Origin of the sequence: Janthinobacterium sp. BJB401 (genome assembly GCF_013372745.1) — a bacterium.
In the GTDB taxonomy this organism is placed as follows: Bacteria; Pseudomonadota; Gammaproteobacteria; order Burkholderiales; family Burkholderiaceae_D; genus Janthinobacterium; species Janthinobacterium rivuli.
In genome coordinates this window covers 52034-72124 of sequence record NZ_JABXFH010000019.1, presented here as the reverse complement: position 1 = coordinate 72124, position 20091 = coordinate 52034, and the positions used below count along the sequence as shown (strand labels likewise).

17 protein-coding genes are annotated in these 20091 nt (G+C 65.0%); 14 read left to right on the top strand and 3 right to left on the bottom strand.

The window, feature by feature from the left end; genetic code table 11:
- Positions 1–23 precede the first annotated feature (23 nt).
- On the bottom strand, positions 24–566 hold the full coding sequence (locus HWE17_RS14410) for a 2OG-Fe(II) oxygenase (protein WP_255206245.1): 543 nt from the start codon (positions 564–566) through the stop codon (positions 24–26).
- A 377-nt stretch (positions 567–943) separates the two neighbouring features.
- Between HWE17_RS14410 and HWE17_RS14405 the strand changes: the two genes are divergently transcribed.
- Genes HWE17_RS14405 through HWE17_RS14385 form a run of 5 tightly spaced genes read left to right on the top strand, consistent with a single transcriptional unit; the run spans position 944 to position 6875 of the window.
- The gene (locus HWE17_RS14405; protein ID WP_176389203.1) at positions 944–2254 is read left to right on the top strand and encodes an O-acetylhomoserine aminocarboxypropyltransferase; all 1311 of its coding nucleotides are present in this window, start codon (positions 944–946) and stop codon (positions 2252–2254) included.
- Between the two features lies 1 nt (position 2255).
- On the top strand, positions 2256–3068 hold the full coding sequence (locus tag HWE17_RS14400; RefSeq protein ID WP_176389202.1) for an alpha/beta fold hydrolase: 813 nt from the start codon (positions 2256–2258) through the stop codon (positions 3066–3068).
- A gap of 34 nt (positions 3069–3102) precedes the next feature.
- Entirely contained in the window at positions 3103–4509 is a 1407-nt protein-coding gene (locus HWE17_RS14395; RefSeq protein WP_176389201.1) for a PoNe immunity protein domain-containing protein, read from the top strand.
- A 29-nt stretch (positions 4510–4538) separates the two neighbouring features.
- Complete coding sequence (locus HWE17_RS14390; protein ID WP_176389200.1) at positions 4539–6539, top strand: WG repeat-containing protein; 2001 nt, start codon at positions 4539–4541, stop codon at positions 6537–6539.
- Between the two features lie 21 nt (positions 6540–6560).
- Positions 6561–6875: a hypothetical protein gene (locus HWE17_RS14385; RefSeq protein WP_176389199.1), complete on the top strand. Its 315-nt coding sequence runs from the start codon at positions 6561–6563 to the stop codon at positions 6873–6875.
- Positions 6876–6882: 7 nt separating this feature from the next.
- Here HWE17_RS14385 and HWE17_RS14380 read toward each other — a convergent pair whose 3' ends face one another.
- Entirely contained in the window at positions 6883–8259 is a 1377-nt protein-coding gene (locus HWE17_RS14380; protein WP_176389198.1) for a YihY family inner membrane protein, read from the bottom strand.
- A gap of 67 nt (positions 8260–8326) precedes the next feature.
- On the opposite strand from HWE17_RS14380, the gene wrbA reads away from it, so the two are divergent.
- Genes wrbA through HWE17_RS14335 form a run of 9 tightly spaced genes read left to right on the top strand, consistent with a single transcriptional unit; the run spans position 8327 to position 18517 of the window.
- Positions 8327–8935 (top strand): NAD(P)H:quinone oxidoreductase, encoded by a 609-nt coding sequence (gene wrbA, locus HWE17_RS14375; protein WP_176389221.1) that lies wholly within the window; start codon positions 8327–8329, stop codon positions 8933–8935.
- On the top strand, positions 8932–9345 hold the full coding sequence (locus HWE17_RS14370; RefSeq protein WP_176389197.1) for a DUF2069 domain-containing protein: 414 nt from the start codon (positions 8932–8934) through the stop codon (positions 9343–9345). Before wrbA ends, HWE17_RS14370 begins: the two co-directional genes overlap by 4 nt.
- Complete coding sequence (locus HWE17_RS14365) at positions 9342–10757, top strand: FAD-binding oxidoreductase (protein WP_176389196.1); 1416 nt, start codon at positions 9342–9344, stop codon at positions 10755–10757. The genes HWE17_RS14370 and HWE17_RS14365 overlap by 4 nt, the downstream gene beginning before the upstream one ends.
- Entirely contained in the window at positions 10754–11182 is a 429-nt protein-coding gene (locus HWE17_RS14360) for a DUF4124 domain-containing protein (protein WP_176389195.1), read from the top strand. Before HWE17_RS14365 ends, HWE17_RS14360 begins: the two co-directional genes overlap by 4 nt.
- Positions 11170–13761 (top strand): FtsX-like permease family protein, encoded by a 2592-nt coding sequence (locus HWE17_RS14355; RefSeq protein ID WP_176389194.1) that lies wholly within the window; start codon positions 11170–11172, stop codon positions 13759–13761. The genes HWE17_RS14360 and HWE17_RS14355 overlap by 13 nt, the downstream gene beginning before the upstream one ends.
- Entirely contained in the window at positions 13761–14837 is a 1077-nt protein-coding gene (locus HWE17_RS14350) for a lipocalin-like domain-containing protein (protein WP_176389193.1), read from the top strand. Before HWE17_RS14355 ends, HWE17_RS14350 begins: the two co-directional genes overlap by 1 nt.
- A 39-nt stretch (positions 14838–14876) precedes the next feature.
- Positions 14877–16730, top strand: a complete 1854-nt coding sequence (locus tag HWE17_RS14345; protein ID WP_176389192.1) for an ABC transporter transmembrane domain-containing protein — start codon at positions 14877–14879, stop codon at positions 16728–16730.
- 11 nt (positions 16731–16741) lie between these two features.
- Positions 16742–17416, top strand: coding sequence for a leucine efflux protein LeuE (gene leuE / locus HWE17_RS14340; protein ID WP_176389191.1), 675 nt, complete (start codon positions 16742–16744; stop codon positions 17414–17416).
- A gap of 9 nt (positions 17417–17425) precedes the next feature.
- Positions 17426–18517, top strand: a complete 1092-nt coding sequence (locus tag HWE17_RS14335) for a beta-eliminating lyase-related protein (protein ID WP_176389190.1) — start codon at positions 17426–17428, stop codon at positions 18515–18517.
- Positions 18518–18641: 124 nt separating this feature from the next.
- On the opposite strand, the gene HWE17_RS14330 is transcribed toward HWE17_RS14335, so the two are convergent.
- Positions 18642–20084, bottom strand: coding sequence for an OmpP1/FadL family transporter (locus tag HWE17_RS14330; protein WP_176389189.1), 1443 nt, complete (start codon positions 20082–20084; stop codon positions 18642–18644).
- Positions 20085–20091: the final 7 nt, after the last annotated feature.

Genomic DNA, 20091 nt, shown 5'->3' with positions numbered 1-20091 from the left:
GGGGGATTGCGCGCACCTTTTCGTTACGCTCTACGGCGGAACCAACCTGCTATCGACAAGCGCTCGCGCGCCGTCGGCAGCACTTCGTGCAGCATCTCGCCCGACATGAACATGGCCATGCGGCCCGCTTGCGGCAAGATGTCCACCACGGGCCCACCCTGCGGGTGCAGGCGCAGCGCGCCGCCGTGCTCGGGCAGCCAGTCGTCGTTCAGGTACAGCACGACGGACACGGTGCGCTTGTCGTCGTCGCGGAAACGGTCCAGATGGGCACGGTAAAAGGCGCCCGGCGCGTATAGCGCGAAATGGCTTTCGTACTCTTCCAGCCCCAGGAACAGCTCGCGGTTGAGCAGGCAACGCAGCGCTTCCATGTGCGCCAGGTAGCGGTCGCACGCCTCTGAACGACCCGGTTCCAGCCATTCGATATGGTCGCCGCGGATGTCCGGCTGCAGCAGCGGTGCATGGCCGCTGCCCACGCCAGCGCCCTTCATCTTGCCGCTGAGCATGGATTGCACGCATTCGGCGGCCAGCTGGTGGCTCAGTTCAAGGGAAATGAAATGCTCTTGCATGAGCCAGCCTGCGTGGCAGAGGCCGTCGACTATAGATGGTCCGGGTACGGCAAGGGCGCCGTCGAACGATATTGCGGGCATAAAATCTTTCCTGGTGGACATGCGATGAGAGTTCGCCTGAAGCCCAGGATTTCGCTGGCACGTAGCTGCCTTCCCTGCGGCGCGGCGCACGCGCACAGGTCAAACAGCCCGAATATCGCTGATCCGATATCCTACCACCGCCACACCGCGCCGGTCACTTTTTTTACACCGCAGGTTACACGCCAGCTGAGCCTGACCGTCCGCCAGCACGGCGCCATGCGCCCTGCACGGGAGCCCTTTTGCTCAGAGGTAAATCAGGTTACGATCTTGCCACTATAAAACTTGGCGGAGACACCATGAGCGGCCCGAAATACCCCGGTTTCAATACCTTATCCCTGCATGCGGGCGCCGCGCCCGACCCGGCCACGGGCGCGCGCGCCACGCCCATCCACTTCACGTCTTCGTTTGCCTTCAAGAGCTCGGAACATGCGGCTTCGCTGTTCAATATGGAGCGGGCCGGCCACGTCTACTCGCGCATCTCGAATCCCACCAACGCCGTGCTGGAAGAACGCATCGCCGCGCTTGAAGGGGGTGTGGCCGGCATCGCCACGGCCAGCGGCCAGGCCGCCATGCATCTTGGTTTATCTACCATCGCCGGCGCCGGTTCGCACATCGTTGCCTCGCGCGCCCTGTACGGCGGCTCGCACAACCTGCTGGCCTACACCTTGAAACGCTTCGGCATCGAGACGACGTTTGTCGACCCGCGCGACGTGGACGCCTGGCGCGCCGCCATCCGCCCAACTACAAAAGTGCTGTTTGCCGAAACCCTGGGCAATCCCGGCCTCGACGTGCTGAATATCCCGCAAATTGCCACGCTGGCGCACGAACACCAGTTGCCGCTGATGCTCGATTCGACGTTTACCACGCCATATTTGCTGCGCCCCTTCGAGCATGGCGCCGACCTGGTGTTCCACTCGGCCACCAAGTTTTTATGCGGGCATGGCACGGCCATCGGCGGCTTGCTCGTCGATGGCGGCACCTTCGAATGGCAAACGGCATACGACAAGACGGGGCGTTTCGCCGAACTGTGCGAGCCGTATGACGGCTTTCACGGCATGGTCTTCGCCGAGGAATCGACTGTAGCGCCGTTCGCCCTGCGCGCGCGGCGCGAAGGCTTGCGCGATTTCGGCGCCGTCATGAGCCCGCACAATGCCTTCGCCATCTTGCAGGGCATCGAAACCCTGGGCTTGCGCATGGACCGCCACGTGGCCAATACGCGCAAAATCATCGACTTTTTGCTGGCCAATCCGGCCGTGGAGTCCGTGTCCTACCCCGAACTGCCGTCGCATCCCGATTACGAGCTGGCGAAAAACCTGCTTCCGAAAGGCGCGGGCGGCGTGTTCACCTTCAGGCTGCGCGGCGACCGCGCGGCGGGCCAGCGCTTTGTCGACAGCCTGAAGATCTTCTCGCACCTGGCCAATGTGGGCGACGCCAAGTCACTCGTCATCCACCCCGCCTCCACCACGCATTTCCGCGTGCCCGACGACCAGCTGGCGCAGGCCGGCATCACGCAGGGCACCATGCGTTTGTCCGTCGGCCTGGAAGACGCCGATGACTTGATCGAAGACCTGGCCCGCGGCCTGAAACTGTCGCAGAAAGGCGCCTGAGATGCTGCTCACCATCGACAACACCACGGCTTACTGCTACACGGGTGGCAAACCATTCAACCCGAACCAGCCGACGGCTGTCTTCATCCACGGCGCGCAGAACGACCATTCCGTGTGGGCCCTGCAAACGCGCTATTTTGCCCACCACGGCTGGAACGTGCTGGCCGTCGATTTGCCGGGCCACGGGCGCAGCCTGGGCGCGGCGAAAACCACGGTGGAAGAGCTGGCGCGCTGGATACTGGCCGTGCTGGACGCTGCCGGCGCGGCCAGGGCCATGCTGATCGGCCACAGCATGGGTTCCTTGATCGCGCTGGAAGCGGCATTCCTGGCGCCCGAAAGGATCAGCCACCTGGCCATGCTGGGCTCCACCTACCCGATGAAGGTCTCGCCGGCGCTGCTGGAAACGTCACTCAACGATGAACAGGCGGCCATCGACATGGTCAATATCTGGTCGCACTCGTCGATCGCGCAAAAGCCGTCGTTCCCCGGCCCCGGCTTTTATGCCATGGGCGGCGCGCGGCGCTTGAAACAGCGCATCGCCACCCTCAACCCCGATCATGTGTTTCACACGGATTTTTTTGCCTGCAATGCCTACGCGAACGGCGAAATCGCCGCCGCTTCGGTACACTGTCCGACTTTATTTATTTTCGGCGCGCGCGACATGATGACGCCACCCAAATCGACCCGCCTGCTCACGTCTGCCATCGCGCATGGCACGGTGGTGCAGGTCGACAGCGGGCACGAATTGATGGCCGAGCAGCCCGACGCCGTGCTCGACGCGCTGTTTGCGTTTGCGCAAACAGCAGCGGCATGAGCGCCGGCCATACGGCTTTTTTTAGGATGGATGCATGATGTTATTGAATACCCTGCACGATGAATTGACTGGCCGAGGCAGCGGCACGGAAGCCCAGCGGCACGAACGCTACAACTGGCTGGAACAGCTGCGCTGCACGAACCCGGACGCGGACGAAGGCGGCCCCATGGCGGGCATCCCCGGCCACCACTGGTACCGGCTGCCGCAGGCGCTCGTCGTGGCAGGCCAGCACACGGACCTGCTGGTCGGCACAATGAATGCGCAATACCTGGTGTTCGCGGGCCGCCACGCGGCAGCCTTCGCGGCCGAACTGGGCCTGCAATACGACGCCAACAACCGCATCGACCGCCCCGGTGGCCTCGACGAACTGCTCGATGCCTATGAAGAGCAGGAGGACGGCAGCTGGGCGACCTTGCCGAATGCACCGCCAGCGGCACCGCTGGCCGGCTGGGACGACGTGTACTTCCGCGTGCGCGACCTGAGCGACGGCAGGACCATCCAGAGCGTGACCACCATCGCGTATGAAAGCAGCCGCTTTCCCGGCTATACCATGCTGGGCACAACCCTGGTGGGCGCCGGCGCCATCGCCCACGACGACGAAACGGCGCAATATCTGCAGCAAATCTTCGCCGACTGGGCCATCCAGCGCGAATGCGCCGCCACCTGCCCGGCTTCATCCACGCCCTGGCCCCACGCGCCGCGCCAGGTGCCGCCCGAGACGTTCGGCACTGCGTTCGACTTTAGCCGCAACCTCGCTTACCTCGACGCCCTGCTGGCCGCCTACGGACGCGCGCAGGCGCAGGCGGAAATCGATGGCGGCGACGCGGCCTACTGGGCGTGCGCGGCCGCCAGCACGGCTTACCAGGTCTTCTCGCTGCGCTACACGGCAGGCTTGCCCTTACCGGAAGTAGAAACGGCGCTGGAAGCGGCCGTCGCCGCCTGCGAAACGGCGCGCGCGGCCCTGGCTGCGGCCTACGATGACGATACCTTGCCCGCCTTTGATTTCGAACAATTGACGGATTACGCGCGCACCCTGCAGCTGCTGGGCGCGACCCTGCTGTTCGGCCGCCACGACCTGGCTGCCCGCCTGGCCGCCCTGCAGACGGCCTTCGATGGCGAAGACGGCGTGTACGAGGCGCTGCTGTCGACCATCGATCCCCAGCGTCCCGCCGTCGACGAATGGTATTTCGCAGAACCCTATTCAGCCCTGTTCGAGTGCCTGGATGCGGACGATCCCGCGCAGCAGCTGGAGCACCTGCAACACTACCTGGCCAGCTGGCACACGGCGCTGGTGCGCGAAGACTGGTTCAACGGCCATTTGCGCGCACACGGCCTGGGCGGCTACTACGGCCTGTGGGCCTTCGAGGCGGCCGCCGCGGCCAAACACCTGGGACTGGATCGCGGCGCGCTGGCCCACTGGGTCATGCCGCCAGCACCCTGAATCCCCCGTCCACTTTCAGACAAATATCAATGATCAATACCGCAGCCCTGTTCAGCACCGCCTTCCTGCCCGGCCAAGCCGGCTTCGACACCGAGACGATCACCGGCCTGGCCGAGTGGCGGCTGGACACGCCGATGCTGTTCAAGCTGCTCATCGGCGCCGGCACGCAGACCACCGCCTGGCCCATCTACGGCGATGGCGAGGACTGCCCCTGCGTGCTGGCCGCACCGATGGCGCAGGCGCAGGCCAGCTGGCAAGCATTGTCCGCGCTGATGGACAAACCGCGCGACGCGGCCGCCATCGTCGCGCGCGGCGCCATCAGCGCCCTGCTGGCGAGCGGCCAGCCATGGCTGATCCTCGATGGCGTACAACTGATCCCGCACGATATCGGCACGCCGGACTACGCGGCCGCGCTCGACGCCCTGCGCGCCGAGGCGCAAGCCTTGCACTCTGCCCTGCTGCGCGGCGACCGGGATGCGCTGGCGCCATTGCTGGCCATCGGCGCCGCGTCGCCTGCCACCGGCTACTGGTCGGCCACGGCCGATGCGCAGCTGGCCAATGTCGAGGAACTCGGTACGGACGAACTGCCGTTCCTGCAAGGCCTGGAAGTGGTGGGCTGGGAAGAAGACGCGCTGTGCTATGAAGTGAGCGCCGCCGGCGAACCGGACGTCACCGGCCTGGTCACGCCGTATGGCCGCTGGATCGTGCCGCTGTCGCAGCGCTATGTGGATCTGGGCGTTTATTATGCGGACGATGGCTGGATCACCTTTGCCACGGCGGACGCGCCCGACGCGCACGGCGTGCTGGACCTCAACGGCACGCTGGTGCTGCCGCCCGCCCCCGGCGCCCTGTACGTGATCAGCCCCCATCTGCTGCAGCAGATCGATCCGGACGGCGCCAGCCGCTTGCTGAGCCTGCCCGATGGTGCGCTGCTCATCGACAGGGTGGACAATATGTGCGAGCGTGAAGATGGCTTGATCGACATCGAGCGCCAGACGGACCAGATTGACGATGACGAGAAGCGCAATGTGCACGGCGTGGTCGACAAGACGGGCAAGGTCGTCGTGCCGCTCGTCTACAACTCCGTGCACGATTTCGGCACCAGGAAAAAGATCGCCATCGTCAGCCTTCGCATCGCGAGGCGCTCTCTGTTTGGCCTGATCAATCACCAGGGCGAGCTGCTGGCGCCTTGCCAGTACGAGGCCATCGACTGCGCCACCACCTCGTCGCCGCCCAAATTGCGCAAGAACCAGATCTTCGCCATCGACGCGCAAGGTCTCGCCTGCATGCTGAAGCTGGATGGAAAACAGGCTTTCACGCCCCTGTATCCGCCCGCCCACCATCTGCGCGGCGTGGCCGTGCAAAGCGACTTTTTATATGTCGTCAAGGATGGCATGGCCTGGAGCATGGATTTCACGGGCCAGTTGCTGGAGCAGTTCGACACCGTGGAAAACTTCAAGGCGGCGATCACGGCGCAACTGAGCGAGGCCATGGGGCTGGGCAAGAAGAAAGCGGTGCCGCGCCGCAGCTTCACGCCGGCGCAAATCCTGGCCAAGGCCGACCGCGAGCAATTGCGCGCCATGGCCGCCCTGCTCTTTCTGGGCGATGCAGAACTGGCCGCGCGCTGCGTGGACATCACCCTGGAAGAACTGGCGCAGGACGACCCGGAAGAAGAATACGAAGGAGACACGCCCGCAGCAGCGTGTTTCTTCCTGCTCTGGTCCACGGCCGCCGATGTGCTGGGCCACGGCGCCACCCTGGACTGGAAATCGGTCGATGAAGTGCCGCGCATCGCCCAGCATATCGGCCTGCCCGCGCTGCTGGACTTCCGCTGGAAGGAACGCGAGGATGGCGACGCGATGGTCGAAGGCCTGGCCGCCATTGCCGCCCACCTGGCGCCGCATCAGCTGCGCCTGGTCAACCTGCACGGCGACGAGGACACCTATTATCTGGGCGTGGTGCGCGCGCAGGATGCGGCCGCGTTCCAGGCGGTGGCGCTGCAGGCGGCCTTGCGGCCCGTGCTGCTGTGATTTTTGCAAGACAAGGAATCCATGCACGCGAAAAAATTCATCGATGATGTCGTCGCATCCAATGCGTCGCTGCTGGCGCTATATGCGCAGGGAAGCGATGGGCAGACCCGGCTTGGCGCCCTGCTCGACGAACTGGCACTGGCCGATGGCCAGCGCGAGCAAATCCTGGCCCTGATCAAGCTGGCGATCGATGACGCCACATACCAGCTGGTGTGCGGCATCGAGGGCAGCGCCTCGCTCGGCGACAACCAGCAGGATTACACCCTGCTCGACGAAGAGGGCAATACGCTGACGGGCGCGCTCGATGTCCTGCTGTACGAGCGGCTCAACCCCTGATTGCCCATCAGGCGCAGCGCACGTCCCCGAAATGCTGGGCCAAGGTCAGGCCCAGTCCCTGCTCCACGGCGTTTTCCACCTGCGCCGCCAGCGCGGCCGCTTCTTCGGCCGCCTTGATGTCGCGTTCATTCGTGGAGCCGGCCGGGTAACCGGAGTTCACGCGCATGCCGCCGAAGACAAACAGGCGGTAGACGTCGGCCAGGCTGATACGGTTGACGTTGCCCAGCAAGACCCAGTGGTCGGAACTGTCGGCCACGCGCTTGCCCCACTGGACCCGCACAGCGCCATCCACGTTGACTCGTCCCACCCAGCCCTGCTGCACCATCTTGTCGAGCAGGGTTTCCATCTCTTCGAAACCCAGGCGCGTGCTGCGGCGAATTTCCGCCGCACCGACCAGGGCCGAATCGGCGCAGTGACAGGCCTGGTGCAGCACTTTCAGGATGGCGACGGCGTCGACGAATTCGCTGCCCGGCGCCGCCTCGTACCACCAGCGTTCATATTTCACGACGGGCAAGGCGGCCACCAGCAAGGCGCCCACCAGGGTGATCATCCAGCTCAGGTATATCCACACGAGGAACAGCGGCAAGGCGGCCAGCGCGCCGTAGATGCGCGAATAGGTGGGGAATTCCTGGATGAATTCGCCGAAGCCGCGCTTGGCCACCTCGAACGCCAGCGCCGCCAGCAAGCCGCCCCAGGCCGCGTCGCGCCAGTCCACGTCGCGGTTCGGCACGGCGATGTACAGCAGGGTAAACGCCAGCATGGTCAGGCCGATCGACACCAGGGTATAAAACACGGCGCCGATGAAAGGTACGGCGCCCACCACGCCGCTGGTGGCCATGAAGAGGCGCGACGTCACCGTCAGCGACACGCCCACCAGCAGCGGTCCCAGGGTGACGATGGCCCAGTAAACCAGCAGACGCTTGGTCCAGCGGCGCTCCTGGCGCACTCTCCATATCCGGTTGAAGACGCGCTCGATCAAGCCCATCATGCCCACCGACGTGACGATCAGGGCGCCCGCGCCGATGGCCGACAGGCGCGTGGCCTTCGACGCGAACGTGGTCAGATAATCGAGGATGGTGTTCGATATGCCCTTGGGCATGACGCTTTGCACGAAATAGTCTTCCAGCGCGTGGCGGAAGGTATTGAATAGCGGGAAAGTGGTGAAGATCGCCAGGGCCAGGGTCAGCAGCGGCACCAGCGCAAACACGGTGGCAAACGTCAGGCTGCCGGCCACTTGCGGCAGGCTTTCCTCGCGCACGCGGCGGCGCGCGAACTGCAGCAGGTCGCGCGTTTCGGACCATGTCAGGCCACGCACAATGTCGGCACCGATGTGCAGGGTGCGCCACAGGTATTGAAAGATGGGGATTATATATTTTGAAAACATGTGCAAAATCAGAACGGCGCCATGACAGCAGTCGTATCAGGCTGTAAAGCGCCCTATAATACCAATGATGAAGCCAACCAATCTGATTATTCTCGTATTGTTTTATTCACGCCATGGCGCCACGCGCCAGTTGGCCGAGCTGATAGCCCAGGGAGTGGAAAGCGTGCCTGGCTGCGATGCGCGCCTGCGCACCGTCCCCGCCGTCTCCACCGTGGCCGAGGCGACGGCGCCGGAAGTGCCGCCCGATGGCGCGCCCTATGTGGAACTGGAAGACTTGCAGGAGTGCGCGGGCCTGGCCCTGGGCTCGCCCACCCGCTTCGGCAACATGGCTGCCGCCATGAAGTACTTCTGGGATGGCACGGCCAGCGACTGGCTGGCCGGCAGCCTGTCCGGCAAGCCCGCCTGCGTGTTCACGTCCACTGGCAGCCTGCATGGCGGCCAGGAATCGACCCTGCTGTCGATGATGATTCCCCTCTTCCACCACGGCATGCTGGTCATGGGCCTGCCCTACACGCATCCCGAACTGATGACGACGTCCACGGGCGGCTCGCCGTATGGCGCCACGCACTGGTCGGGCATCGACGGCGACAAGGCCCTGAGCGACGATGAAAAGCGATTGGCCACCGCCCTGGGCCGGCGCCTGGCGGAAAACGCCGCGAAACTGGCAGGCGCATGATGCACGGCACACTGCACAAGTATTTTCACTGGGGCGCCATCGCCAGCCTCGTCACCCTGATCGTCTGGTGCGTGCTGTGGGAAACCGTCGTCGCGCCGCTGCAGCCGGGCGGCTCCTGGGTCGTGCTGAAAGCGGCGCCCCTGCTCATCCCACTGTACGGCGTCATCAAGCGCGACGTCTACACCCTGCAATGGTCGTCGATGGTGATCCTGCTGTATTTTACGGAAGGCGTGGTGCGCGGCTACAGCGACACGAACCCCACCTCGGCCCTGATGGCCTGGGGCGAAGCGGCCATCGTCTGCATCTATTTTGTCTGCGCCGTGCTGTACCTGCGTCCTTACAAAAAGGCCGCCAAGCGCATGGCCAAAGAGCTGCTGGAAAAAGTGACTAAAGTGAGTATCAAGAAATGACTGAAAAAGCCGATTTTCTCGCCGCCTGCCGCGAACTGCTGGGCGAAGCCTACGTACTCACCAACGACGCCGACACGGCGCCCTTCCTCACCGACTGGCGCGACCGGTTCACGGGCAAGGCCCTGGCCGTGCTGCGCCCCGCCACGGTGGAACAGGTAGCAGGCGTGCTGCGCGCCTGCACGCAATGGCAGGTGCCCGTCGTGCCGCAAGGCGGCAACACGGGCCTGGTCCTGGGCAGCATCCCGGACGCCGCTGGCACGGCCGTCGTGCTGTCGCTGGCGCGTTTGAACAGCATCCGCGCGCTCGACCCCGTCAACCGCACCATCACGGTGGACGCGGGCTGCATTTTGCAAACCATCCAGGAAGCGGCCAGTGCCGCCGGCTGTTTGTTCCCCCTGTCGCTGGCGGCCGAAGGCAGTTGCACCATCGGCGGCAACCTGGCCACCAACGCGGGCGGCACGGCCGTGCTGCGTTACGGGAACACGCGCGAGCTGTGCCTGGGCCTGGAAGTGGTCACGCCGCAGGGCGAAATCTGGAGCGGCTTGCGCGGCCTGCGCAAGGATAATACGGGCTACGATTTGCGCGACCTGTACATCGGCGCCGAAGGCACCCTGGGCGTCATCACGGGCGCGGTGATGAAACTGTACCCGCAGCCAAAAGCGTGCATCACGGCGCTGGCCGCCATGCCTACGCCCGCCCACGCCCTGCGTTTATTAAGCCTGATGCAGGACCATTGCGGCGCCAGCCTGACGGGTTTTGAACTGATGTCGCAATACTGTTTGCAACTGGTGGCGGAGCAGTTTCCACAGCTGCCGCGGCCTTTCGCGGAAGCCCACGGACAGTACGTGCTGCTGGAATTATCCAGCAGCCAGTCCGAGGCGCACGCCGTGGAATTGCTGGAAGCGAGCATCGGCGCGGCCCTGGAAGATGAGTTGATAGCCGACGCCGTCGTCGCCAGTTCCGTGGCGCAGTCCGAGGGACTGTGGCAGCTGCGCGAGCACATTCCGCTGGCGCAGGCGCAGGCGGGCAAGAACATCAAGCACGATATCTCGCTGCCGATTTCCTGCATCGCCGATTTCATCAGCGTCACGGATGCGGCCCTGGCAACGGCCTTCCCCGGCTGCCAGCTCGTGTGCTTCGGCCACCTGGGCGACGGCAACCTGCACTACAACGTGGCGCCGCCCGCCGGCATGACGGACCGCGACTTCCTGGCCAACCAGGATGCCATCAACCGCATCGTGCATGACCAGGTCCATGGCTTTGGCGGCTCCATTTCGGCCGAACACGGCATCGGCGCCCTGAAAAAGGACGACCTGGCCCGCTACAAGTCGCCGCTGGAACTGCAGTTGATGCGCGCTGTCAAACAGGCGCTGGACCCGCAGAACATCATGAATCCGGGGAAGATATTGTGAGATCGCCGTCCCTCCTGCTCTGTGCCATGGCCTTGCTGGCCGGTTCCGCCAGCGCGCAGGACGTCTACAAATGCGTGCAGGATGGCCAGACCAGCTATAGCGCCACGCCCTGCACGGCCGGCCAGCTGCAAATCCTGGAGGTGCCCGCACCGCCGCCGGCCGTCGACAAGGGCGCGGCCACGCGCCAGGAACGGGTGGCCAGCCAGCTGGAAGCGGCGCGCCAGCAGCAGGAAAAACTGGTAGACCAGGCCCGAGAACGGGGCGCCAAACAGAAGGAAACGCGCGACAAGCACTGCGCCCAGCTGCGCCTGGAACAGAAATGGGCGGCGCAGGACGCCGTCGGCGCCGGCGACAAGAATCGCGACGCGGCGCAATTGAAAGCGCGGCGCGCCGGCGAACGCATGGCCGTCGAATGCTTGAATTGAGTGCGCCGGCAGCAAATCCCGCGGGCACGCGCCTGCTGTCGCGCTGGCTGCTGCTGGGCGAATGGCGCGCGCATCCCGTGCGCGCCTTCGTCGCCATCCTCGCCATCGCCATCGGCGTGTCGCTGGGCTTTGCCATCCACCTGATCAACGCGGCCGCCTTCAATGAATTTTCCACGGCCGTCAAAAGCCTGTCCGGCCAGGCCGACGTGCAGGTGGCCGGGCGCGAAGCGCTGTTCGACGAAGCCGTCTACCCGTGGCTGGCGCAGCGCGACGGCGTGGCCGTCGCTTCGCCCGTGCTGGAACTGCAAGCCGGCGTGGCCGGCAAGCAGGATGGCGGCCCGCTGCACATCCTGGCACTCGACGTTTTCCGTGCCGGCTTCATCTCGCCCGACCTGATCGGCGCGCCTGCCGAAGGCCAGCCTTTCGATACCCTGGCCGACGACGCCGTCTTTCTGTCGCCCGCCGCCTTGCGCTGGCTGGCTGTGGCCGAAGGCGGCCAGGTCACCCTGCAATCGGGCACGGGCACGGTGGCGCTGCGCGTGGCAGGTTCGCTGCAGCGGGCGCGCGCTGGCCAGCGTATCGCCGTCATGGATATCGGCGCGGCGCAATGGCGCTTCAACAAGGTGGGCAAGCTGTCGCGCATCGACTTGAAACTGCGCCAGGGCGTCAACCGCGACGCCTTCCAGGCGGACCTGGCGCGCACACTGGAAGCGCAGTATCCGGGGCGTTTCCAGGTGGGCCAGCCCAACGACGAAAACCAGAATAGCCGCAACAATAACCTCAGCCGTGCCTACCGGGTCAACCTGACGGTGCTGGCCCTCGTCGCCCTGTTTACGGGCGCCTTTTTGGTCTTTTCCACGCAGGCGCTGTCCGTCATCCGCCGCCGCGGCCAGTTCGCGCTGCTGCGCGTGCTGGGCATGGAACGGGGCCAGTTGCTGCGCCAGGTGCTGCTCGAAGGCGCCAGCCTCGGCGTGGTCGGCGCGGCGCTGGGCATCGCTGGCGGTTACGCCATGGCCGCCGTGGCCCTGCGCTTCTTCGGCGGCGACCTGGGCGCCGGCTATTTCGCGGGCGTGCAGCCGCAGGTGCAGTTCACGCCCGTCGCCGCCTTCGTGTATTTCGCCCTGGGCCTCGGTGTCGCCTTGCTGGGCTGCGCCGCGCCCGCGCTGGAAGCGGCCCGCGCGGCCCCCGCCATCGCCCTGAAATCGGGCAGCGAAGAAGTCGTGACGACGCGCCTGGCGAAAACCTGGCCTGCGCTGGCTTGTTTGCTGCTGGCCGGCGCATTGACATTCCTGCCGCCCGTGTTCGAACTGCCGCTGTTCGGCTATCTGTCCATCGCGCTGCTGCTGATCGGCGCCATCGCCCTGATGCCGCAGCTGGCCGCCGTCGTCTTCCGCTTCCTGCAGCGCGCCTGGCTGCGCACGGAAACGAGCAAACATGCGCCCGTGCGCAGCCTGACCCTGGCCCGCCTGGCCAACGCCTCGGGCCAGGCCGGCATCGCCCTCGGCGGCGTGCTGTCGAGCTTTAGCCTGATGGTGGCGATGGCCATCATGGTGTCGAGTTTCCGCGTCTCCGTCGACGACTGGCTGCTGCAGATCTTGCCGGCCGACGTGTATGCGCGCACGGCGGCCAGCGGCGGGACGGCAGGCCTGAACCCGCGCGAACAGGCCAGCATCACCGCCCTGCCCGAGGTGGCCAGGGTGGATTTCCAGCGCGTGCGCTCGCTGTCGCTGGCGCCCGACCGCCCGAATGTGGCGCTGCTGGCGCGCCCCATCAATTTGCCAGACCCGGGCAAGAGCATGGTGCTGGTGGGCGACACGCTGCCCGTGCCAGCGGGCGCAAAACCTGTCTGGCTATCCGAAGCGGCGGCCGACCTGTACAACGTCAAACCGGGCCAGCAGATCGCCCTGCCGCTGGCGGGCGGGCTGCACACCTTCTTTGTCGCCGGCATCTGGCGCGACTACGCGCGCTCGTCCGGCGCCATCCAGATGCCGCTGGACGACTACCGCACCCTGACCGGCGACAATGACGTGAGCGACGCGGCCCTGTGGCTGGCCAAGGACGCCACGGGCGACGAACTGCAGCAGCGTCTGAAAAGCCTGCCGTTTGGCGCCAGCCTGGAAGTATCAAACCCGTCGGCCATCCGCGCCCTGAGCCTGCAAATTTTCGACCGCAGCTTCGCCGTCACGTATCTGCTGGAAGCCATCGCCATCGTCATCGGCCTGTTCGGCGTGGCCGCCACGTTTTCGGCCCAGACCCTGGCGCGCGCGCGCGAATTCGGCATGCTGCGCCACGTGGGCGTGACGCGCGGGCAGATCTTGTCCATCCTGGCGATCGAAGGCGGCGCACTGACGGCGCTGGGCATCGCCACCGGCTTTGTCCTGGGACTGTTGATCAGCTTTGTGCTGGTCTTCATCGTCAACCCGCAATCGTTCCACTGGACCATGCAGCTGCACCTGCCGTGGCCATTGATCGCCACCGTGGCCGGCGCCCTGCTGACGGCAGCCGCCGCCACGGCGCTGATCGCGGGCAGGCAAGCCCTGTCCGCTGGCCCCATCCGCGCCGTCAGGGAGGACTGGTAATGCGCCGTGTTTTTATGTTGTTGTTGACGCTGGCCTTGCCTGCCCTGGCCGCGCCGCCCGCCTTCGCCCCCGTCACGCCGCTGCCGGCTGGCCAGACCTTGCGCCTGCCGCACGACTTCGGCGCCCATCCCGCCTATAAAACGGAATGGTGGTACGCCACGGGCTGGGTCAAAACCGCAGGCGGCGAGCAACTGGGCTACCAGGTGACCTTCTTTCGCAGCGCCACGGCTACCGATACGCTGAACCCCAGTGCGTTCGCGCCGAAACAGCTGATCATCGGCCATGCGGCCCTGTCGGACCCGAAGGTGGGCAAGCTGCTGCACGACGAGAAAAGCGCGCGCGAGGGCTTCGGCCTGGCTTACGCCAAGGTGGGCGACACGGACGTCAAACTCGACGACTGGCGCATGCAGCGGCACAAGGACGGCAGCTACCGGGTCAGCCTGGCCGCGCGCGAATTCAACTTGCAGCTGACCCTCGCGCCCACCCAGCCCGTGCTGCTGCAGGGCCAAGGCGGCTATTCGCGCAAGGGCGCGCGTCCCGCGCAATCGAGCTACTACTACAGCGAACCGCAGCTGCGAACCACGGGCACGATCGCGCGCGCGGGCGGCAAGGCCGAAGCCGTGACGGGCACCACCTGGCTCGATCACGAGTGGTCCAGCCAGGTGCTCGATGCGGACGCCAGTGGCTGGAACTGGATAGGCGCCAACCTCGATGACGGCGGCGCCCTGATGGCCTTCCAGATCCGCAGCAAGACAGGTGCTAAACTATGGGCGCACGCGACATGGCGCGATGCCTCCGGCAAGATGACGCAGTTCGCGCCCGGCGACGTCGATTTCACGCCCACGCAGCTGTGGCGCTCACCCCGCACGCAGGCCGAATACCCGGTCGCCACGGAGATCCGCACGGGCCCCACGCGCTGGCGGATCAAGCCGCTGCAGCCAGACCAGGAGCTTGATTCGCGCCGTTCGACGGGGGCCGTGTACTGGGAAGGCGCCGTGACCGTGGAGCGCGATGGCCAGCCGGTCGGCCGCGCCTACCTGGAAATGACGGGCTATGTCCAGCCGATGAAGTTATAAACAGTACCGCAAGCAAAAAGTAAATCAAAGCGAAAAACAATGACAACCAGCACAGAAACAGGCAACACGAGCACCACCGCAACCACACTGTCCCCCGACACCGGCACCAGCCGCGAGCTGAAAAAAGGCAGCCTGGCCGCCTTCAAGGGCTTGATGCCCTTTTTGACGCCGTACCGCAAGCAGTTCTTCCTGGCCGGTATCGCGCTGGTGGTGGCCGCCGCCTCGACCCTGGCCATTCCTGCCGCCTTCAAGCAGATGATCGACCTCGGTTTCGGCGGCGCGGCCGGTTCCAAGAGCATCCAGCACGTGGATCTGGTCTTCCTCGCCCTGTTCGGCGTGGCGTCCATCCTGGCGCTGGCCACGGCGGCGCGCTTCTATACGGTGTCATGGCTGGGCGAGCGGGTCACGGCCGACATCCGCAGCGCCGTGTACCGCCACGTCGTCACGCAAAGCCCCGCCTTCTTTGAAACCACGCAGACGGGTGAAGTCCTGTCGCGCATCACCACCGACACGACATTGATACAGGCCGTCGTCGGCACCAGCATCTCGATGGCGCTGCGCAATGTGCTGCTGTTCCTGGGCGGCCTGGTGATGCTGTTCGTCACCAGCGCCAAGCTGGCCGGCATCATCATCGGCCTGTTGATCCTGGTGGTAGTGCCCATCATCGTGTTTGGCCGCAAGGTGCGCAAGCTGTCGCGCGACTCGCAAGACCGTATCGCCGACGCGTCGGCCATGGCTGGCGAAATCTTCAACGCCATGCCCACCGTGCAGGCATTCACGCACGAGAAAATCGAATCGAAACGCTTCGGCGACTCCGTCGAAGGCGCTTTCATGACGGCCATGCGCCGCATCCGCGCCCGCGCCCTGCTGACCATGATCGCGATTTTGCTGGTCTTCGGCACCATCGTCTTCGTGCTGTGGCTGGGCGCGCGCGCCGTGCTGGAAGGCTCGATGACGGGCGGAGATCTGGGCCAGTTCATCCTCTACGCCTCCATCGTGGCTGGCGCCATCGGCGCCCTGTCTGAAGTCATGGGCGAAGCGCAGCGCGCCGCCGGCGCCACCGAACGCCTGCTGGAACTGATGGCCCTCAAATCGGACATCGAGTCGCCTGCCACGCCGCTGCCGCTGCCCGCCCGCGCAGCAAGCGGCGCCGCGCTGTCGCTCGACGATGTCCTGTTCTCGTACCCGTCACGCCCAGATACCGCGGCGCTCGATCACGTCAGCCTCGACATCCGCGCCGGCGAAACGGTGGCCGTCGTCGGTGCGTCGGGCGCCGGCAAGACCACCCTGTTCCAGCTGTTCCTGCGTTTTTATGACCCGCAAAGCGGCAGCATCCGCCTCGATGGCGTGGATATCAAACAGCTCGACCTGCACACCCTGCGCGACGCCATCGGCATCGTGCCGCAAGACACCGTGATCTTCTCGGCCGACGCCATGGAAAACATCCGCTACGGCCGCGCCGGCGCCAGCGATGAAGAAGTGATCGCGGCCGCGAAAATGGCGGCCGCCCACGAATTCATCGAGCGCCTGCCGAACGGTTACAAATCCTTCCTCGGCGAACGCGGCGTGCGCCTGTCCGGCGGCCAGCGCCAGCGCATCGCCATCGCCCGCGCCCTGCTGAAAAACCCGCCGCTGCTGCTGCTCGATGAAGCGACGAGCGCACTGGACGCGGAATCGGAACGCCTGGTGCAAAAAGCGCTGGAAGCGGCCATGGTGGGCCGCACCACCGTCATCATTGCGCACCGCCTGGCGACAGTACAACGGGCCGACCGCATCATCGTCATGGAAGACAGCAAGATCGTCGAGACAGGCACGCACGCGTCGCTGGTGGCAATGAAAGGCATCTATGCCAACCTGGCGGCCCTGCAATTCCATCACGCACAAATCAATTAAACAGAACCATCATGAATGCACTTTTCCACGCCAACCTGGGCATCACCGATTTCTGGACCTTTTTATTGGGGACCATCTTCATCGTCATCCTGCCCGGCCCCAATTCCATGTACGTGCTGTCGGTCGCCGCGCAACGGGGCGTTCGGCCCGCCTACCAGGGCGCCTTCGGCATCTTCGCCGGCGACCTGATTCTGATGGTGCTGTCGGCTTGCGGCGTAGCCTCGCTGCTGAAAGCCAGCCCGGCCCTGTTCTACGTCGTGAAATACATCGGCGCGGCCTACCTGGGCTGGATCGGCCTGCAAATGCTGATCGGCTGCTGGCGCAAGCTGCGCGCGCCCGCGCCGGCCGATGGTGAAGCCCCTGCCGCGCCAGCGTCCTTCAAGGAAAGCGATCCATTCCGCAAGGCGCTGATCATCAGCCTGATGAACCCGAAAGCCATCCTGTTCTTCATCTCGTTTTTCATCCAGTTCGTCGACCCGGCCTTCCCGAACCCGGTGCTGTCCTTCGTCGGCCTGGGCCTGATTTGCCAGGTGATCAGTTTTACCTATCTGACGGCCATCATCTTTGTCGGCGCGCGCCTGGCCGACACCTTCCGCCGCCGTCGCCGCCTGTCAGCCGGCATGGGCGGCGGCGTGGGCGCCATGTTCATCGGCTTCGGCGCGAAACTGGCCACGGCCACCCTGTAAGGAATTACCGTGACCGAGCTCGAACTGCGCCAGCGCTGCCACACCGTCCTGCCGGGCCACCGCCAACCGACGCCAGCAGCCACCTTTGCCGCCATGGCCGCCTGGTGCGAGGCCAACGACATCGCGCACGACACCTATGGTGAAGGCGCGCTGATCGAACAGTTCGAGCACAAGATCGCCGGCCTCCTCGGCTTCGAAGCGGCCGTGTTCTGCATCACGGGCACCATGACGCAGGTCACCGCCCTGCGCCTGGCATGCCAGGACCGGGGCTCGCCCCTGGTGGCGCTGCACCCGACTTCGCACATCCTGCGCCACGAACGGGGCAACCATGAATTGCTCGATCACTTCAAGGGTTTGACGATCGGCGACCCGCACCGTCCGTGGACGGTGGACGATTTGCGCGCCGTGCCCGATGCGCTGGGCGCCGTGCAGCTTGAACTGCCGATGCGCGAAATCGGCGGCCAGTGCCCGTCGTGGGACGAATTGAACGACATCAAGCGGCACTGCCGCGAGCACAACATCCATCTGCACATGGATGGCGCGCGTCTGTGGGAGGCGCAAGCAGGTTTCCAGCAATCCCTGCCCGCCATCTGCGACGGTTTTGATTCCGTGTACGTGTCGCTGTACAAGGGTATCGGCGGCCTCGGTGGCGCCATGCTGGCCGGCAGCCGCCCCTTTGTCGAACGGGCGCGCGAGTGGTTCCGCCGCCAGGGCGGCAATATCGTGCACCGCACGCCCTACGTGGTGGCCGCCGCCATGCAGTTCGACGCGCGCCTGGACGCCATGCCGCGGTATTTCGCACGCACGCAGTGGCTGTACGCGCTGCTGCACGATTTTCCATCGATTGCCGTCAATCCCGCCCAGCCGCAAGCCAACATGCTGCACCTGCATTTGCCCGTCTCGCGCGAGCGGGCCATCGCCATCCGCAACCAGGTGGCCGCCGACCACGGCATCTGGCTGTTCGGCCGCGCCAGCCACGCGGCGCTGCCCGGGCACAGCGTGGTGGAATGGTATGTGGGAGATAACTTGCTGGAACTGCCGGACGACAGCGTGCGGCTGGCCTTGACCTTGCTGGATCAGGCCATGCGTATCAAAGCCTGAGCGTAGGTCGGGTTAGCGCGCAGCGCGTAAGCCGACAACTTCCGAAAATCCATGCACCCAAAAAAAAAGCGCCCGAAGGCGCTTTTTTCATTTCATGGCGGCCGGGTCGGCCGCCACTACCTGCTTAGAACTTGTAGTTGTAAGCGAGACCGATCAACTGCATGCGGGTCTTGAACAGGCCCTTGGTGGTTTCACCGTTGCCGGTGCAGCCAGTCTTGACAGGCGAGCAGTCGTTTGTGTAATTGACAGCAGCATCCTTGAAGTCGATATAGCTGTAGGCCAGGTCGATCGAGGAATTGGCGTTCAGCTTCCAGTTCGCGCCGATCGAGTACTGCATGCGGTCGCTGTCCGGCAAGGCCGGGTGGCGCAGCTCGGCGCTGCGCACTGGCGCCTGGTCATGCGCGATACCGGCGCGCAGCAACAGGTTTTCGCTGTATTTGTAGTTGGTGCCCAGCGACACGCGGTAAGTGTCTTTCCAGTTCTGGCGAATGCGCTCGGCGCCTTCGGCCGTCGGCGGGAACTGGATGTCCAGGTTTTCCAGGCGCGAAGTGCGGGTCCAGGTGACGTCACCCATCAGGGCCCAACGATCATCCATCTGGTGGAAGGCGTTGACCGACAGGGTTTCCGGCGTGCGCAATTCCACCAGCGCCTTGGAATTGACCTTGTTCGAGGCCTTGGCGATGAAGGCGTTCACGGCCGGGTTGCTCGTCACTTGCGAGAAGTCCCAGATGGTGCTGCCTTTCAGCTGGTGCGAAATAGACGAGCGGTAAGCGATACCGAAACGCGTGCCTTCGTTCAGCTGGTACAGATAGCCGAGGTTGAAGCCAAAGCCCCAGTCATGGCCATCCATCGACGCGTGGCCGTCATTGATCTGTCCCTGCAGCGCAGTTCTCGCGGAGACAAACGCTGCCATGCCCTGCGTTTTCAGGATATTGCCCAGGAAGGCCGTCGATGCGGCTGGCGCTTTCTCGCCCAGGAAAGCAACCGTGCCCGGCACGTCCACGCCCTGGCCCAGTTCCGCCTTCATGTATTCGGCCGTGACGCCAAAACCGAACGAGTGATGCTGGTCCAGCTTGAACGACACGGAAGGATTCAGAGCGATGGCTTCAAGCTTGATATTGGTGATCGCATAACGGCCATGCCAGTCATTGCCATAGTCGAGCTTGGCGCCATACGGCACGAACAGGCCGGCACCGACAGTCCATTGATCATTGATCTTTTTGCTGGCATACAAGGCAGGCGCGACCACCGCGTCCGGGGCGTAATCCTTGGTGGCCGTGAACGGCGTGCGTTTACCCTGCCAGAACTGCTGCGAGCCCGTATCCTGGTAGGTCGAATGCGGCACGACGATGGTGCCGCCACCGACGAACTGCGTGCCTTCCAGGCGCGACAGGCCGGCCGGGTTGTAGAAAATGGTCGAGGCGTCGCCCGCTTCGGCGCCGCTGGCGTCGGCGGTGCCTTGAGCGGAAACGCTTTGCGAGCCGAAACGGTAGCCCGATGCTTGTGCTGTGGAGGAAATGCCGGCGAACGCGGCAACGATCAGGAGGGGCAGATATTTATGTTTCAAGTTGGTC

Coding starts and splice junctions, on each gene's coding strand:
- HWE17_RS14390 (WP_176389200.1), top strand. CDS start 4,539: ATGATCAATACCGCAGCCCTGTTCAGCACCGCCTTCCTGCCCGGCCAA.
- HWE17_RS14410 (WP_255206245.1), bottom strand. CDS start 566: ATGCAAGAGCATTTCATTTCCCTTGAACTGAGCCACCAGCTGGCCGCC.
- HWE17_RS14380 (WP_176389198.1), bottom strand. CDS start 8,259: ATGTTTTCAAAATATATAATCCCCATCTTTCAATACCTGTGGCGCACC.
- HWE17_RS14345 (WP_176389192.1), top strand. CDS start 14,877: ATGACAACCAGCACAGAAACAGGCAACACGAGCACCACCGCAACCACA.
- HWE17_RS14400 (WP_176389202.1), top strand. CDS start 2,256: ATGCTGCTCACCATCGACAACACCACGGCTTACTGCTACACGGGTGGC.
- HWE17_RS14365 (WP_176389196.1), top strand. CDS start 9,342: ATGACTGAAAAAGCCGATTTTCTCGCCGCCTGCCGCGAACTGCTGGGC.
- HWE17_RS14395 (WP_176389201.1), top strand. CDS start 3,103: ATGATGTTATTGAATACCCTGCACGATGAATTGACTGGCCGAGGCAGC.
- HWE17_RS14350 (WP_176389193.1), top strand. CDS start 13,761: ATGCGCCGTGTTTTTATGTTGTTGTTGACGCTGGCCTTGCCTGCCCTG.
- HWE17_RS14355 (WP_176389194.1), top strand. CDS start 11,170: ATGCTTGAATTGAGTGCGCCGGCAGCAAATCCCGCGGGCACGCGCCTG.
- wrbA (WP_176389221.1), top strand. CDS start 8,327: ATGAAGCCAACCAATCTGATTATTCTCGTATTGTTTTATTCACGCCAT.
- HWE17_RS14385 (WP_176389199.1), top strand. CDS start 6,561: ATGCACGCGAAAAAATTCATCGATGATGTCGTCGCATCCAATGCGTCG.
- HWE17_RS14405 (WP_176389203.1), top strand. CDS start 944: ATGAGCGGCCCGAAATACCCCGGTTTCAATACCTTATCCCTGCATGCG.
- HWE17_RS14370 (WP_176389197.1), top strand. CDS start 8,932: ATGATGCACGGCACACTGCACAAGTATTTTCACTGGGGCGCCATCGCC.
- leuE (WP_176389191.1), top strand. CDS start 16,742: ATGAATGCACTTTTCCACGCCAACCTGGGCATCACCGATTTCTGGACC.